This window comes from Alkalimonas sp. (assembly GCF_020831925.1).
Lineage (GTDB): Bacteria > Pseudomonadota > Gammaproteobacteria > Enterobacterales > Alteromonadaceae > Alkalimonas.
Genome location: NZ_JAFIFQ010000011.1, coordinates 52,554 through 68,077 on the forward strand (window position 1 = coordinate 52,554; position 15,524 = coordinate 68,077).

14 protein-coding genes are annotated in these 15,524 nt (G+C 53.0%); 7 read left to right on the plus strand and 7 right to left on the minus strand.

The features are described 5' to 3' along the window. Positions 1-86: 86 nt before the first annotated feature. The 6 genes from JJU14_RS05655 to JJU14_RS05680 are packed head-to-tail and all read right to left on the minus strand — an operon-like array spanning position 87 to position 6,893. Positions 87-500: a DsrE family protein gene (locus JJU14_RS05655; RefSeq protein ID WP_228611623.1), complete on the minus strand. Its 414-nt coding sequence runs from the start codon at positions 498-500 to the stop codon at positions 87-89. Continuing rightward, on the minus strand, positions 497-1,129 hold the full coding sequence (locus JJU14_RS05660) for a rhodanese-like domain-containing protein (RefSeq protein WP_228611624.1): 633 nt from the start codon (positions 1,127-1,129) through the stop codon (positions 497-499). Before JJU14_RS05660 ends, JJU14_RS05655 begins: the two co-directional genes overlap by 4 nt. Then, positions 1,126-2,817: an ATP-binding cassette domain-containing protein gene (locus JJU14_RS05665; RefSeq protein WP_228611625.1), complete on the minus strand. Its 1,692-nt coding sequence runs from the start codon at positions 2,815-2,817 to the stop codon at positions 1,126-1,128. Before JJU14_RS05665 ends, JJU14_RS05660 begins: the two co-directional genes overlap by 4 nt. After that, on the minus strand, positions 2,814-4,493 hold the full coding sequence (gene cydD / locus JJU14_RS05670) for a thiol reductant ABC exporter subunit CydD (RefSeq protein ID WP_228611626.1): 1,680 nt from the start codon (positions 4,491-4,493) through the stop codon (positions 2,814-2,816). Before cydD ends, JJU14_RS05665 begins: the two co-directional genes overlap by 4 nt. A 1-nt stretch (position 4,494) precedes the next feature. Then, positions 4,495-5,496: a cytochrome d ubiquinol oxidase subunit II gene (gene cydB, locus JJU14_RS05675; RefSeq protein WP_228611627.1), complete on the minus strand. Its 1,002-nt coding sequence runs from the start codon at positions 5,494-5,496 to the stop codon at positions 4,495-4,497. Beyond that, complete coding sequence (locus tag JJU14_RS05680) at positions 5,496-6,893, minus strand: cytochrome ubiquinol oxidase subunit I (RefSeq protein WP_228611628.1); 1,398 nt, start codon at positions 6,891-6,893, stop codon at positions 5,496-5,498. Before JJU14_RS05680 ends, cydB begins: the two co-directional genes overlap by 1 nt. Before the next feature lie 232 nt (positions 6,894-7,125). Here JJU14_RS05680 and JJU14_RS05685 point away from each other — a divergent pair, with 232 nt between their 5' ends. The 6 genes from JJU14_RS05685 (at position 7,126) to JJU14_RS16705 (ending at position 11,927) form a co-directional block, all read left to right on the plus strand. Continuing rightward, a complete protein-coding gene (locus JJU14_RS05685) occupies positions 7,126-7,317 on the plus strand; it encodes a DUF2892 domain-containing protein (protein WP_228611629.1) in 192 nt (63 codons plus the stop codon). After that, positions 7,314-7,652: a hypothetical protein gene (locus tag JJU14_RS05690; RefSeq protein ID WP_228611630.1), complete on the plus strand. Its 339-nt coding sequence runs from the start codon at positions 7,314-7,316 to the stop codon at positions 7,650-7,652. The genes JJU14_RS05685 and JJU14_RS05690 overlap by 4 nt, the downstream gene beginning before the upstream one ends. Beyond that, positions 7,649-8,965 carry an FAD/NAD(P)-binding oxidoreductase gene (locus JJU14_RS05695; protein WP_228611631.1) on the plus strand — a complete coding sequence of 439 codons (1,317 nt, stop codon included), beginning with the start codon at positions 7,649-7,651 and terminating at the stop codon, positions 8,963-8,965. Before JJU14_RS05690 ends, JJU14_RS05695 begins: the two co-directional genes overlap by 4 nt. Positions 8,966-8,977: 12 nt before the next feature. After that, positions 8,978-9,289 carry an oxidoreductase gene (locus JJU14_RS05700; RefSeq protein WP_228611632.1) on the plus strand — a complete coding sequence of 104 codons (312 nt, stop codon included), beginning with the start codon at positions 8,978-8,980 and terminating at the stop codon, positions 9,287-9,289. Between the two features lie 66 nt (positions 9,290-9,355). Continuing rightward, positions 9,356-10,567, plus strand: a complete 1,212-nt coding sequence (locus JJU14_RS05705; RefSeq protein WP_228611633.1) for an HDOD domain-containing protein — start codon at positions 9,356-9,358, stop codon at positions 10,565-10,567. A 103-nt stretch (positions 10,568-10,670) separates the two neighbouring features. After that, positions 10,671-11,927, plus strand: coding sequence for an HD domain-containing phosphohydrolase (locus tag JJU14_RS16705; protein WP_228611634.1), 1,257 nt, complete (start codon positions 10,671-10,673; stop codon positions 11,925-11,927). Between the two features lie 47 nt (positions 11,928-11,974). Here JJU14_RS16705 and JJU14_RS05715 read toward each other — a convergent pair whose 3' ends face one another. Then, the gene (locus tag JJU14_RS05715) at positions 11,975-12,904 is read right to left on the minus strand and encodes a chemotaxis protein CheV (protein WP_228611635.1); all 930 of its coding nucleotides are present in this window, start codon (positions 12,902-12,904) and stop codon (positions 11,975-11,977) included. A 339-nt stretch (positions 12,905-13,243) separates the two neighbouring features. Between JJU14_RS05715 and katG the strand changes: the two genes are divergently transcribed. Continuing rightward, entirely contained in the window at positions 13,244-15,430 is a 2,187-nt protein-coding gene (katG, locus tag JJU14_RS05720) for a catalase/peroxidase HPI (protein ID WP_228611636.1), read from the plus strand. Positions 15,431-15,524 lie beyond the last annotated feature (94 nt).

Consider the following 15,524-nt stretch of genomic DNA (forward strand, 5'->3'; position numbering starts at 1 on the left):
ACATTGCAAAGTAGCATGCAGGCTTGTTCTTGAGCAAAAAAACGGCTTACAGGCCGTTTTTTTTGCTCTTTCAAGAGATTTTTCGCTTAGAAGCTAAACACCTTCACCGCTGGATTTAGCATTTTTTCAGCAATGCGCGGCGGCTGGGCTGGCGTGACGCCTTCGAGCAGTGCGTCGGCTGTGGCAGGCTTGTTGGGTAAGTACAGCGCGCACACCTCAACACTGGCGCCACCGGCCATTAGTTGCTGCAGCAACTGAGCGGGCGTCACATCGCGCGGTTTTAATGTGGCGCTGGCATGGTCTTTTAACGCCAAATCGCCGGCGCCATCACACAACAGTACCGAGACACTGGCACCTTGCTGCTGCATTTGCCCGGCCAGTACCATGGCCATGCCCTGGGTTTGCAGTGATGAGCTGGTCAGATAAACAAAAACATCGTTATCAGCGTGAACGGCTGTGGTAAACAGAGCGGCACAAGCCAGGGTTTGCCATGTTTTCATGGGTGGTTCTCCTTTGCAGTTTTGGTATTAGTAGTTTCAGTAATAGGGGCTGTCCAGGCCACTTCAGCCGGAATGCGATAACTCCAGGGCAAGCCCGAGTTGCGCCAACCATCGACAGCGCGTACGCCTTTAGATGGCCCTTCCTGCAGGGTATTGCCTTCAAAACCATCGGTCACAGACCAGACATTGCTGTAGCCATAGCTGGCCAGTCGGTCTACCGCTGGCGCGCTGCGGGTTGCACCGCTGCGGCAGATCAGAATAATGGCATCGTCTTTTTGCACACCCAGTTGCTGTAACCGGCTCAGCAGTTGCTGATCAAAATCCAGGTTGGGTTGCATTGGCCAGGTCTGCTGGCCAACATGGAGTTGGCTTGTATCGGTCAGTAGCCAGGGCACATGAATTTTGGTCGGGCTGGCAAAGCCGGTAAATTTAACTTCCACCGGATCACGCACATCCACCAACACAGCACGGCTGTCTTGCTGCAGCATTTGGTAGGCTTCTTTGGCGTTCACATAAAGCCCGAGGCTACTTTGGCTTGGATCACTCATTGTACTTGAGTCGCTATTTGCTAGTAATACGGCACTCCATAGCAGGCAACTCAGTATGGTCATGCTTTGGAAAAGTTTCATGGCTTACGCTCCAGCATTGTGGTTTCAGTGTTTAAAGATAGTTCTGGCCAGCTGTCTGCCAGGAAGTCTGGTCGGTGATGCAGCAACAACAGCACCATACGCCCTTGCAGCCAAGGTTGTATCGCCTGCCATATGCGAGCAGCCTGTGCCTGCTCCAGGCCGTAAAATGGTTCATCCAGAATCACCAGCTGTGGTGACCGCAGCAACCAGCGCGCCAGATTAATGCGCCGTGCCTGGCCACCGGATACTTGCTGGCCACTATCGCCTAACCAAGTATCCAACTGCTGTGGCAGCGATTTAGCCCATTCATCCATTTCAACCAGTGACAACACCTGCCATACCTGCTGCTCGGTCACATCGGCCAGCCCAACCGACAGGTTGGTCCAAAGCGTGTCGGCCAGCATACCGCTTTGTTGGCTTAAATAAGCAAGCTGCTGCTGTAACGCAGTTTGCTGCAACACTGACCGCACCCAACCATTCCATTCCAGTACAGCAGAGCTGGGAACTTCATCCGCTAGCAATAGCTCAGCAACGCTACTTTTGCCCATGCCGGAAGCCCCCGTGATTAACAAAACGGGCTGTTGAGACGATAGCTGTATCTCAAGTGGGCGCATCATGCTTATCGCAACGCGGCCATAGCCATACACTTGAACGCTCAAAGAATGCAGCTGTTCTTCGCTATCTAAAACCACCGGCTCATGCTGCGTTGCCAGCGGATACAAACGCTTTGCCGCAAACCAACTTCGGCCGGCACTGGCTAACTGGCCAGGCAGAGGTTGCAACAACTCGCCAAGCGCCAATACGGGCAGTACCAGCATCACGGCAACCGGCCCAGAAAACCAAGCATGCTGATAACCAGAGATAACCAGTAATGCCGTACAAAGTACCAGACCACCGTGTAACAGTTGCAATAGTAACTGAGCTAAAGCCTGTTGCTGGCTTACATGGCTTTGCCGCTGACTCAGGTTGGATAGCAGCTGCATGACTGGCTGCTGCTCTGCCAGCTGCCTTTTGGCTACCCGCAGCTCATCCAGCCCTTCGAGCTGGGCAATGATCTGCTTCCTGCTGACATTGAGCATGGCGCTCAGTTGATAATTTAGGCCAACACTTTTCCGAGTAAAAACAATCAGTATTAGCAACAATATAGGCAACCCAAGCAGCAAAAAGCCCATAGCCAAAGGCAGCGACCACACCGCAAAAAAAGCGCTTAGCATCAACCAGGCTAGCAGCAAACCCAGCGGCGGTAAAAGAAAGCGCAACAAGACTGTATCCAGCTGCTCTAAATCGGTGGTCAGGCGGTTTAACCAATCAGCGTCCTGCGCTTGCTGCAGCTCACTGTCTGGCAAGCGCGCCAAACCCTGAAACAATTGCACCCGCACCCTGGCCAGTTGCTGCAGCACCAGCTGATGGCTAAACACCCGCTCGGAATAGCGGCTTACCGTACGACCCAGCGCAAAAAAACGGATCCCACTACCGGGCATGTACAGCTCTAAAAAAGCCGCGCCGCCGGCGAGCAGTATGGCTCCAACCACAGCCGTGGCCGTAATAAACCAGCCAGACAAACCGAGCAATGCCAGGCCAAACAAAGTTGTTAGCAGTGTTAAAGCGACTGCCAGCAACAAGCGACCACGATGCTGCCACACCAGTAAGGTAAACCAATACTGCAAAATAGCGCGATCGTCTCTCATAACGGTGCCTCGCCTGGTTCAAGGCAGCCAAAATAGCAGTGCTGATCGGCCAGTTGATGCATGGCCGGGTCGTGACTGGCAATCAGCAACCACTGGGTCTTTTTTCGCTCGGCCAATACAGCAAGCACCAGGCCTTTGCTTTGTTGATCCAATCTGGCAGAGGGCTCATCCAGCAGCAACACCGCAGCAGGGGCCAGCAAGGCCCTGGCTAACATCAAGCGTTGTAACTGGCCACCGGAAAGTGCGGTGTCAGCTGGGTTTAGCGGTGTCGCCAAGCCCTCAGCTTGCTCGGCCAGCAATGGAGCTAGTCCTAATTGGCCCAGCACGCTATGTATCTGTGCCTCGCTTGCATCCGGTGCGTATAAGCGCAGATTATCAGCCCAACTGCCGGGCTTGAGCCAGGGCTGTTGCGGCAGGTAGACCATGTCTTCATAGTCTATTGGCCAGAAAAAGCCGCCGGCTTTGGCTGGCAGCAAGCCGGCCAGCGTTTTTAATGCGGTGGTTTTGCCGCTGCCTGAAGGCCCGGTCAGCAGCAAACACTGACCTTTTGGCAAACTGAGCGTCACGGGCGACTGCCTTACCTTTTGCTCCGGATAACCAGTGATAAGATCCGTCAGTTGCAAAGCGCTGCCCGGCTGGCGTTGTGCTGGCATATCAGCTTGCTCCAACCTGGCCAGCCAGGGCGCCAGCTGCACCGCGGCTGCCAGCGCTGCAGCTCTGTCGTGATAAGACTGAGCAAACTGGCGGATCGGCTGGAAATACTCAGGCGCTAGCAACAAGATGATTAAACCACTGAATAAGCTTATGCTTGCTGCTGGCCCCCAGTCGATAGCACCAAACAGCACAAAGCCAATGTAGATGGCGACCGAGGCAACAGCAACACTGGCAAAAAGCTCCAACACAGCGGACGATAAAAACGCGACTTTTAAAGTCGCCATCAGCAGATCACGATAACGCTCACTTTTGTCCGCAATTTGCTGACTGCTTTGCGCCACAGCGCCCAGTCGGCGCAATAAACGCAATTGCTTCACCCGATTCAAAAAGTGCCCAGCCAAACGCTGACGCTCCAGCTGGTGTCGCCGGTTGATTTGTTCGGCTCCCAGGCCAACCAACACCATAAAAAGCGGGATCAGTGGAGCCGCCAACAACAAAATCAGCGCCATCAGCCAGTTCAACCAGGCAATTAGCAGCACGATCACCAGTGGTGATAACAGGGCCAGATACTGCTGCGGCCAATAACGGGCTACATAACCATCCATCGACTCGACATTATCACTCCACTGACAAGCCCAGTCGGCTGCCGATAACCCTGAGATTTGCCAAGCAGGGCCTTCTCGCCACAAGTGCAATAAGCGCAGCCGAAGCTTTTCACGCACAGCCAGGCTGGCGCGGCAGGCACAGTGCTCTTGCCCCCAGGCTGCGCCAGCCCGAAGCACCAAAGCCAGCAGAAACATCAGCAAGCAGGGATAGGCCATAGCCAACTGCCAGCGCTCTGCAGGCAAAATGACCTCACTTAGCAACCAAGCCAGTGCCAGCCACTGGCCGATCAAGCCCAGCGTTGCCAGCAGCCCCAACAGCACAGCGGCAGTCAGCAGTGGCCGTTGCTGCTTTATGACCGCTTGCAGCAAATCCTTACCCGCCTGAGTATCTGCTACATCGCCCTGCAAGCCTTGCATCTTAATGGTAACCGGTCGCCTTCACTTTGCCGCGAAACACCCAGTAGGTCCAGGCGGTGTAAGCGAGTACGATGGGGATCACAAACAAAAAACCGAGCAACAGGAACAGCTGCGATTCATAGGCAGAAGCGGCGTCCCACAGGGTGTAATCCGGCGGCACCATATAAGGCCATTTACTGGCCAGCAAGCCCAGATAGGTAAACAAAAACAAGCCCATGGTCGCCACAAAAGGCAAACCCTCCTGCTGCTTTTGCACTGAGCGATAAATAGACCAGGCACAGTACAAAGCCAGTAGAGGCAACAACCAGATAAAGCTCAGGCCACTAAACCAGCGTTCCATTACTTTGGGATCAACAAAAGGGGTATAGACACTGATCACAGCAAATACCACCAACACCGCCAACAATAAGCGAGGGGTCAGTTTGTAAGCCCACTGTTGCACCTCACCTTCGGATTTCATAATCAGCCAGGTCGCACCTAGCAGGGCGTAGCCTGCCACCAGTCCCAGGCCGGTAATGACCGTAAAAGGCGTTAACCAATCAAAAGCACCACCGACATAGCGGAAGTTCTCAGTAGCAAAGCCCTGGATATAAGCACCGACGACGGCACCCTGCGCAAAAGCCGCCACCGTTGAGCCACCGGCAAAAGCCCAGTTCCACAGATACCGGGATGTTTTGGCTTTAAAGCGAAACTCAAACGCCACACCACGGAAAATCAGGCCAGCTAGCAGCAGGAACACCCCTATGTAGAGTGCCGGCAGGAATACCGAATACACCAAGGGGAATGCCGCCAGTAAGCCAGCACCACCCAGCACCAGCCAGGTTTCATTACCATCCCACACCGGAGCTACCGAATTCATCATCACATCGCGATAATGCTCGTCTGGCGCAAAGGGGAACAGTATGCCCTGCCCGAGGTCAAAACCATCCATTAGCACATACATCATCACCCCAAAAGCAATGATCACCGCCCAGATTAATGTCAGATCAAAAGGTTGTTCCATTAGTTTTCTCCTTCCAGGCTGGCATGAGCAGCAGAGAAAGGACGTTTGGCTCGTTCCACTTCATCCTGCTCGTGCGGCTGATTGGCCTTTTCCAGACCACCACGGAATACTTTCAGCAAGTAATAAACCCCGGCACTGAATACCAGGCTATAGACCACCACATAGCCAATCAGGGTAAAAAGAGCCATACCGCCGGTGAGTGAAGGAGTCAGACCTTCGGCATGGGTCATTTGCTCGTAAATCAGCCAGGGTGCCCGGCCTGCTTCTGTCACAACCCAACCGGCCAGCACCGCAATAAAAGGGGTGAGGCTCATCCAGCGCAGACTTTGCAGGAACCAGCGACTTTGATGGTATTTCTGCCGATAGCGCAGCACCCAACCAGCCAGGCCAAAAAACACCATCAACAAGCCCATCGCAACCATGATGCGGAACGACCAGAACACCAGGAATACCGGTGGCTGCATCTCTGGGGCGACTTCATTCAAACCCGGCACTTCGCCCTGCCAGTCGTGGGTTAAAATATAACTGGCCAGGTTTGGAATACCGACCTCAAAGTGATTGGTTTGTGCGGCTTGATCCGGGATAGCAAACAATAACAAAGGCACCCCGGTATCGGTTTGCCAATTGCCCTCCATAGCTGCCACCTTCATCGGTTGATGTTCCAGTGTATTCAGGCCATGGAAGTCCCCCACCACCACCTGCATCGGCGCCAGGATCAGCAGCATCCATAGCGCTATCGACAGCGCCTTGCGGTTGCTGTCAAACTCACGCTTTTGCAGAATAAACCAAGCACTGACCCCGGCCACAACCAGCGCAGCGGTTAAAAAGGATGCCAGCGCCATATGCAAAAAGCGGTAGCCAAAGGATGGGGTAAACAACGCCTGGGACCAGGACACCACATGGTACATGCCCTCACGCAGCTCCAAGCCACCCGGTGTTTGCATCAGCGAGTTGGCCGATAAAATCCAGAAGGAGGAAATAAAGGTCCCCAGAGCCACCATAATGGCAGCAAACAAATGCACCCCTTGCGGTACTTTGTCCCGACCAAACAGCAAGACACCCAAAAATGCAGCCTCAAGGAAAAATGCCGTCACCACTTCGTAGCTGAGCACAGGCCCGAGAAAGTTTGCGGTAGCATAAGAAAAATTGCTCCAGTTGGTACCGAACTGGAACGACATCACAATGCCAGACACCACCCCCATGCCAAACACCACGGCAAACACCTGGATCCAGAATTTCGACAGGCGCTGCCACACTGGCTGGCCGGTTTTGAATGAGAGTGCCTCCAGCACAGCAATAAAGCTGGCCAAACCTATGGTAAAGACGGGAAAAATCGCATGAAAGCACACCACAAACGCGAATTGAATGCGCGATAGCAGCAGAGGATCTAACTCCATAACCGTTCTCCTAACCTGAGCTGGTGCAACCAAGTACCTGCTCGGATTTGTCTAGCAAAAATACAACTCTGGACTAAAGTTATAGCATACACTGACTAAATTAATTTTTTCTTATTAAAGGCTGTGACATAGTGTCGCAGATCAAAAAAAAGCGAGTTTTCACGCTGGTGATCGCTCGCGTGCCAAGGTATTTTAAAGTTCAGTATATTCTAAACTACAGGGCGGTACGACTATGAAAACCAATGTGGGCGGGCTGGATAAAGTGATACGTATGCTGGTAGGTATTGCACTGATCGTCTTAGCGGCAACGGGGGTAATCGGGATTTGGGGCTGGGTGGGCCTAGTGCCTTTACTTACCGGGTTACTGAATACCTGCCCGGCTTATAGCCTGCTTGGCATCTCAACGTGCAAGCCAAAGCCATGACCGCTAGAACTCTGCAGCTGTTCGACGCTTTGGTGTTGCTGGCTGTGCGCTATGCACTGGCAGATAGTGGTAAAGCCAACTTCGCTCAAGTGCAACAAGCTTTGGCCTATCTGCAGCCCCCTGGCGCAGAAGCTGCTGAAATAACCTCCGCACTGCAGCAGTTGCAAGGCGCCCGCTTACTTGCCTTCCGTGATCAGCATTATCGGTTCAGTGATCTGGCCGAGCATTACTGGCAGCACAGTGGTGCCGACAAAGTCTGCGGCGCACGGGTGCAGTGGCAGCGTCTGTACCAGCAATTGCAGGGCATTGAATGTAAACCATCGGAGGCCTTATGAGCGCATCGCCCACACAGCCCTTACGACGTAAGTTATTGCTTGGCCTGGCGGCCGGAGCAGCCGTGACATCCCCCGCGGCTTTGCTGGCAAAACCACTGCGAAGCCAGGCCCGCATTGTGATTCTGGGCGCTGGAGCCGCTGGTATCGCCATGGCCAACCGTTTACGCCGCAGCATTGCCGGCGCCCGCATTACGCTGGTGGGTGCCAGGGCCGAGCATCACTATCAACCGGGTTACACCATGATAGCCTCTGGTCTGTGGCGGCCAGAGCGGGTGTTATCCAGCACCCAGCAGTGGCTTGCCAACGACATTGACTGGCTGGCGCACGATGTCACCGCCATCAATGCACGCCAACAGTGGGTGCAGCTGAGTAACCAGCAGCAACTTGGTTACGATCTTTTGGTCGTGGCGACCGGTTGCCAGCTCAATTACCACCAGATTGAAGGTTTTGAGACCAGCATGATTGGCCAGCACGGTATAGGCAGTGTCTACGCAAGCCCGGCCGCCGCTCAGGCAACCAGTACGCAAATTGATGCCCTCATCGCCAAAGGTGCAGGCCGGGCACTCTTTACCTTAAGCGACACACCGTTAAAGTGTGCCGGTGCGCCACTCAAGATGACCTTTACCACGGTATCCCGGCTGGAAAAAACCGGCCAGCGAGAGCGCTTCCAGGTGGACTTCTTTAGCCCTTATCAAAATCGGGTATTTGCCGTCCCCACCTACAATGAATTTGTGCTAAAACGCTGGCAGGAACAAAGCGTTGGCTTTTTTGATCAGCGACTGCTGACCGGTCTTGATGCCCACAGCCGTCAGGCATTTTTCCGCCACAAGGACGGCAGCACCAGTAAGGAGGCCTATGACTTTATTCATGTTGTGCCGCCGATGAGTGCGCCAGATGTAGTAAAAGCCTCGGATTTGGTGTGGCAGGATGGTCCATTTGCCGGCAACTGGCTGGAGGTCGATCAATACAGTTTACAGCACCGGCGTTATCCCAACGTATTTGGGGTCGGCGATGTGATTGGCACGCCTTTTGGCAAAACAGCAGCCAGTGTAAAAATGCAGGCCCCGGTGGCCGAGCGAAATATTCTGGCTTTTTTGAGCAATCAGCCCCTGAACGCCCGTTACAACGGCTATACCTCCTGCCCACTGATTACTAGCATTGGCCGGGCTATTTTGTCGGAGTTTGGTTACGAGGGAAAACTGATGCCGTCCTTCGGTTTTATCAGCCCCACGGAGGAGTCCTGGCTGGTGTGGATGATGAAAGAACAAATGCTGCAACCGGCATACAACGCCATGCTGCATGGCAAAGTGTAAGGAGAAAGCCCTATGAGCCTGGATGGTATCCTGATGATCCTTTGGTATGCTGCCAAGCCTTGGCTATGGTTTATAGCGCTGCTGGTATTGGCACTTGTCGCTAGTCTGTGGCTGGGGCGACACAAGCAGGGAAAACCGCATGGATTGCTTTGGCCTACAGCCATTGCAGCTGGCCTTGTGGCCATGCTAGTTGCCCCCATGCTTACACAATCGCAACTCGGTTATGTTACCACCTGGCCGGATCGGCTGGTGTTGCTGACAATTGGTATAGGTACCATGCTGTATGGCTGGTTGCTGCTAAAAAGTTGGTTTCGTCAGGCCTAATCTGCCTTGTTGTTAACCGATCTCCAGCTACACTGAAAGTAGCTTGCTGTAGTAAGGAGTTTGCCGTTGTACGCTTATATTGCCCGCCAGCCAATTTACGATGATGCAAAAGCACTTTACGGTTACGAACTGTTGTTTCGCGATGGCGAACAAAACAGCTTCCCCAATATTGATGGCGATGAAGCCACCTCACGGCTGCTGACCGAGCATCACTTGCTGGTCGGCGTTGAGCACATTGCTGCTGGCAAACTGGCCTTTATTAACTTTTCGGCCGAAACCCTGATCCACCACTTCCCTACCTCGATCGATCCCACCACTACAGTGATTGAAATTCTGGAGACGGTACCAATCAGTATGGAATTGCTGCAAGCCTGCAAAGCCCTGCATAGTATGGGTTATGCGCTGGCACTGGATGATCACGACTTTGATGCCAAGTGGGATATCTTTTTGCCTTACACCCGCTATCTGAAAGTGGATGTACAACAATTTAATCTGCTGCAAATCAGTAAGTTCATTCAACGTATCAGGCATCATCCGGTGACCTTATTGGCCGAGCGGGTCGAGACCGCTGAGCAGTTTGATAAGTTAAAACTGATGGGGTTTACCTTGTTTCAGGGGTACCTGTTTGCCCGTCCGGAAATGATGAAACATCGCCAGCTGAGCAGCAACAAGCTCAACCTGCTGGAGCTGATTGGCGAAGCTTGTGCCGAGCACCTCGATTTTGACCGGCTGAGTTCGATTGTCGAGCGTGATGTTGCGCTGTCCTTTAAATTGCTGCGTTTTATCAACAACTCCGCCTATGCCAAAGAACAGAGTATCCAATCGCTGAAACTTGCCATGGTTTATATGGGTGAAGCCGAGCTGAAAAAGTTTATTGCTCTGCTTGCTCTTTCAAACCTGGCTTCCGGCGAAGATGATGCCCGCATCATCCAATCTCTGGTTCGGGCCCGTTTTTGCGATCAACTGGCCAGGCTCTGTCAGTTCCCGACCGATCCTCCCACCGCTTTCTTAACCGGCTTATTTTCCAAAGTTGATGAGTTGGTGGAAATGCCTATGGCCCAAGTACTGAGTCAACTGCCGTTGCCAGAGAGTATCCGCCAGGCTCTTTCCGGGCGTAGCGGTCGTCTCGGCCAATTTTTGGAGCTGATAGAAACCTATGAGGCAGCCGACTGGAACCAGGCAGAACAAAAGGTCAACCAATTACCGGCCACCACCGATCTGGCCATGCTCTATCACGATGCTGTGCAGTGGGCACAGGGGATTTTACACCCCAGATAATGATCCAGCGCATGCCTGTGAATTCGTAGACCGCCTACACTTCCATCTGGCAAGCGAGCATTGAAATCACTGCTATCCACTTAATGACAGACAGGAACAACCCGTGCCGGAAAAACTCAGCCCTGCTAAACTTCGAATTGGTCATGCCATTAAACTACCTCTTAGCTGGTTGCAACATCCCTTTATGTCCAACAAGCTGGTGATAGAAAATCAGCATCAAATTCGTATTATCCAGTCGCTTAAACTGGATTTTGTGTACTTTTACCCGGACAAAAGCCTGGCAGCACCTCCTGAGCCAAAACCAGCGTCTAATGAAGAAGTACTGCGACAGATTGATGAAGCTGCCGAATATCGTGCCACCTTACAGCAAAAAAAGTCGGCGCGTATCGAGGCTTCCAAAATGCGACGGCGCTCGATTCAAAAAACCGAAAAAGCATTTAACCAATCGTTTAAACAATTGCATGGCCTGATGAAAAAGCTCGGCAGCCAGCCAGTAACGGCCATTGAGGAAGCTACTCAACTGACCGCGCAAATGGCCGAACTGATTGCCCGCCCCGATGCGCTATCGCTGCATATGATTGCCACAGCGCAAAAAGATCAAGAAAACCTGTACTACCATGCGCTGAATGTGTCGACTTTATCGATGATGCTGGCAAAAAACATGCAGCTGACGGAACAGCAAATCCAACTGGTGGGCTTTGGCGCTTTGTTTCACGATATTGGCAAATTGCGTTTGCCAAGCCAAATAATGCGCAAAAAAGAGCCGCTGACAAAACCAGAGCAAAACCTGTTGAACCTACATACTCAGTATGGTGCCGAGCTGGCCGAGCGATTATCGGTGTTTCCACCAGAAGCGATTCCAATACTGATGCAGCACCATGAGTATGCCGATGGCAGTGGTTTCCCTCGAGGTCTGAAAGAACAGGATATAGACCCACTGGCAAAAATTGTGATGGTGGCAAATACCTTCGATAACTTATGCCACCCGGGACCAGGCCAGGCAACGCGCTCGCCACATACCGCGTTATCGTACATGTACCGGAAGATGCGCCAACAACTACCGGAGACCGAATTAAAACTGCTGATTAAACAAATGGGCATATACCCGCCTGGCACCTTGGTTCAGCTTAGTGACGACAGAATCGGTATGGTGATAACAGTAAACAGCGACGCGCTGCTGCAACCCAATATTATGGTGTATGAAGCGGATATCCCAAGGCTTGAAGCCCCAATCCTGACTCTGGCTGAAGACGATTTAGCCATTGAAAAAGTTCTGAAACCGCAGCAGTTGCCCGCCCAAGTACTGGACTACCTAAACCCCTGCGCTCAGATTAGCTACCACGTTCAGGGCAAACAATAGGGGCGCATGAGTGCGCCCCTATCAGTTTCATGATTTGAACTTAAACACTAACTATCGGCTTTCATCCAGTGTTCAACGGCAGCAGCCAGTTCATCCGGGTGGAATTTGGCAATAAACTGATCCGCACCAACTTTTTTCACCATGGCCTCGTTAAAAACCCCGCTAAGCGATGAGTGCAGCACCACATGCATATTGCGTAAATCCGGGTTGGCTTTCACCTGAGCCGTGAGGGTGTAACCATCCATCTCCGGCATTTCGATATCGGAAATAAGCAAGGGTACCTTTTTCGAGATATCGCCACCCAGCTCTTCGGCTTTTTTCTCCAGCCACTGCAGCGCCTGCCTACCATCATTTACCAGCTCGATATTCACGCCGATCGAAGTGAGCGCCCGCTTAACCTGGCCACGGGCCACCGCTGAGTCATCCGCCACCAACACCACCAAATCCGCCAGATTCATCTGAGCCGCTTCTTTTTTCAAGCTCTCGCTGACTTCCTCATCCGGCGGCGAAATCTCGGCAAACACTTTTTCCACATCAATCACTTGTACCAGACGGTCATCCACCTTGGTGACAGCCGTCAGATAGTGATTACGGCCAGCACCTTTCGGCGGCGGGCTGATCTGCTCCCAATTGATGTTGACAATACGGTCTACCCCACCTACCAGGAAGCCCTGGGTAGTGCGGTTGTACTCGGTGACCAGAATAAAGGCTTTTTTCAAATCCTGGATAGCCGGTCCACCGGTGGCCTGGCTCAAATCAATCACCGTAATGGCCTCTCCCCGCAAATGGGCAATACCACGCACATGGGGTGAAGCTCCGGGCATTTCGGTGAGCTGAGGACACTGCAACACTTCCCGAACTTTAAACACATTGATGCCGTAGGGCTGCTCGCCATTCAGCCGAAAAATCAGCAGCTCCAGCCTGTTTTGCCCAACAAGGTTGGTACGCTGATCCACCGATGCCATAAATTTACTCATGAGAACTCCATCACTCTGGCTGATTGTTATCAGTATAACTGAACTTTAGCAACTGACACTGTTTCAATGTAATGCTTAAGTGTAGTCTTTTCTTCTAGCTTTTACCCTTCCTTGACGGGTTTGGTTTGCTCAACCGACAATCGTTTTGGATCACAGCGTTGTTCCAGCAAGAACCTGCTGATGTTTAGCTTAAAAAATACTATTGTCATCAAAAAAAGCGATTGTGTCGTTCGGGAAAAGTTTCTTTCGGGCCAGCTAGTTAGTGTCTATAGTTGATACAGCTAAAGCGTGAGTACCTGCAGTACGCTCAGTAAAACCAACCTGAACAAGGAGTGATGCATGGACAAGACCAATCAAAACGCCGGCAAATGCCCGGTGATGCATGGCGCCAATACGGCCGCCACCGATAATGTCATGAACTGGTGGCCTAAGGCGCTGAACCTCGATATTTTGCACCAGCACGACAGCAAAACCGACCCGCTTGGTAAAGACTTTAATTACGCCGAGGCTTTTAAAAGCCTGGATCTCGAAGCGGTGAAAAACGATTTAAAAGCTCTGATGACCGACAGTCAGGACTGGTGGCCAGCCGACTGGGGCCACTACGGCGGCCTCTTTATCCGTATGACCTGGCACAGTGCCGGTAGTTACCGTATCGCTGATGGCCGTGGAGGTGGTGGTACCGGTAACCTGCGCTTTGCGCCGTTAAACAGCTGGCCGGATAACGGCAACCTGGATAAAGCCCGCCGTTTGCTGTGGCCCATTAAAAGAAAGTACGGCAACAAGCTATCCTGGGCCGATTTAATGATTCTGGCCGGCAATATGGCTTATGAATCGATGGGCCTGAAAACCTTTGGTTTTGGTGGTGGCCGCAAAGACATCTGGCACCCGGAAAAAGACACCTACTGGGGTTCAGAAAAAGAATGGCTGGCACCATCCGGCAGTGAAGGCAGCCGCTACTCCGGTGAGCGCGACTTAGAGAACCCACTGGCCGCAGTGATGATGGGCCTGATTTACGTCAACCCGGAAGGGGTGGATGGCAAACCCGATCCACTGAAAACTGCCCATGATGTGCGGGTGACTTTCCAGCGGATGGCGATGAACGACGAAGAAACGGTCGCCCTGACCGCAGGTGGCCATACTGTGGGTAAAGCCCACGGCAATGGTGATGCCGCCAATTTGGGGCCGGCACCGGAAGGCGCCGATATTCATGAGCAAGGTTTTGGCTGGATGAATCACAAAACCCGCGGCGTAGGCCGGGATGCGGTTACTAGCGGCCTGGAAGGTGCCTGGACTACCAACCCGACCCAATGGGACAACGGTTACTTTGAGCTGCTTTTGAACTACGACTGGGAGCTGAAAAAGAGCCCGGCCGGTGCCTGGCAGTGGGAGCCGGTGAATATTAAAGAAGAGCACAAGGTACCGGATGCAGAAGATCCATCCAAGCGCCACAACCCCATCATGACCGATGCCGATATGGCGATGAAGATGGACCCGGACTACCGCAAAATCTCCGAGCGCTTCTACAAAGATCCAGAGTACTTTGCCGAGACCTTCCGCCGCGCCTGGTTCAAACTGACCCACCGCGATCTGGGGCCAAAAAGCCGCTACTTAGGGCCGGATGTACCCAAAGAAGATCTGATTTGGCAAGACCCGGTACCCAAAGTGGATTACAGCTTGTCGGACAGCGAAATTGCCGAACTGAAAGCCAAGATCCTGGCCTCTGGCCTATCGGTCTCTGAGCTGGTCGCCACCGCCTGGGACAGCGCCCGTACTTTCCGTGGCTCAGACTACCGCGGTGGTGCCAACGGTGCCCGTATCCGCTTAGCACCACAAAAAGACTGGGAAGGCAATGAGCCGGAGCGGCTGCAAAAAGTACTGAAGGTACTGTCGGCCATTCAGGCATCATTGAGCAAAAAAGTCAGCATGGCCGATTTGATTGTGCTGGGCGGCAGCGCTGCGGTGGAAAAAGCCGCCAAAGACGCTGGCGTCAACATTACAGTGCCATTCGCGCCAGGCCGAGGCGACGCCACTCAGGAGATGACCGATGCCGAGTCGTTCGATGTGCTGGAGCCACTGCATGATGCCTACCGTAACTGGCTGAAGAAAGACTACAGCGTGCAACCGGAAGAGATGATGCTGGATAAAACCCAGTTGCTGGGCTTATCCGCCCCGGAAATGACCGCGCTGATCGGTGGTATGCGGGTGCTGGGCACCAATCACGGCGGCAGCAAGCACGGGGTCTTTACCGATAAGGTGGGCGTGCTCAGCAATGACTTCTTCGTCAACCTGACCGACATGGCGTACAAGTGGGAGCCTACCGGCCGGAACCAGTACAACATCGTCGAGCGTAAAACCGGTGCCACCAAGTGGACAGCCACTCGGGTCGATCTGGTGTTTGGCTCCAACTCCATCCTGCGGGCTTACGCCGAGGTCTATGCGCAGGACGACAACAAAGCCAAGTTTGTGCAGGACTTTGTCAACGCCTGGGTCAAAGTAATGAACAACGACCGCTTTGATCTCAAATAAAGCAATCCGGTAACACAAAGCCCCGCCAGCACTCAGCTTGCGGGGCTTTTATTTTCGAGGAAGAAACCAAACGCTAGCCTTGAACAACCAGCAT

Bases quoted from the DNA above. Each gene is read 5' to 3' on its own strand.
- JJU14_RS05655 (WP_228611623.1), bottom strand. From the start codon at position 500: ATGAAAACATGGCAAACCCTGGCTTGTGCCGCTCTGTTTACCACAGCC.
- JJU14_RS05660 (WP_228611624.1), bottom strand. From the start codon at position 1,129: ATGAAACTTTTCCAAAGCATGACCATACTGAGTTGCCTGCTATGGAGT.
- JJU14_RS05665 (WP_228611625.1), bottom strand. From the start codon at position 2,817: ATGAGAGACGATCGCGCTATTTTGCAGTATTGGTTTACCTTACTGGTG.
- cydD (WP_228611626.1), bottom strand. From the start codon at position 4,493: ATGCAAGGCTTGCAGGGCGATGTAGCAGATACTCAGGCGGGTAAGGAT.
- cydB (WP_228611627.1), bottom strand. From the start codon at position 5,496: ATGGAACAACCTTTTGATCTGACATTAATCTGGGCGGTGATCATTGCT.
- JJU14_RS05680 (WP_228611628.1), bottom strand. From the start codon at position 6,893: ATGGAGTTAGATCCTCTGCTGCTATCGCGCATTCAATTCGCGTTTGTG.
- JJU14_RS05685 (WP_228611629.1), top strand. From the start codon at position 7,126: ATGAAAACCAATGTGGGCGGGCTGGATAAAGTGATACGTATGCTGGTA.
- JJU14_RS05690 (WP_228611630.1), top strand. From the start codon at position 7,314: ATGACCGCTAGAACTCTGCAGCTGTTCGACGCTTTGGTGTTGCTGGCT.
- JJU14_RS05695 (WP_228611631.1), top strand. From the start codon at position 7,649: ATGAGCGCATCGCCCACACAGCCCTTACGACGTAAGTTATTGCTTGGC.
- JJU14_RS05700 (WP_228611632.1), top strand. From the start codon at position 8,978: ATGAGCCTGGATGGTATCCTGATGATCCTTTGGTATGCTGCCAAGCCT.
- JJU14_RS05715 (WP_228611635.1), bottom strand. From the start codon at position 12,904: ATGAGTAAATTTATGGCATCGGTGGATCAGCGTACCAACCTTGTTGGG.
- katG (WP_228611636.1), top strand. From the start codon at position 13,244: ATGGACAAGACCAATCAAAACGCCGGCAAATGCCCGGTGATGCATGGC.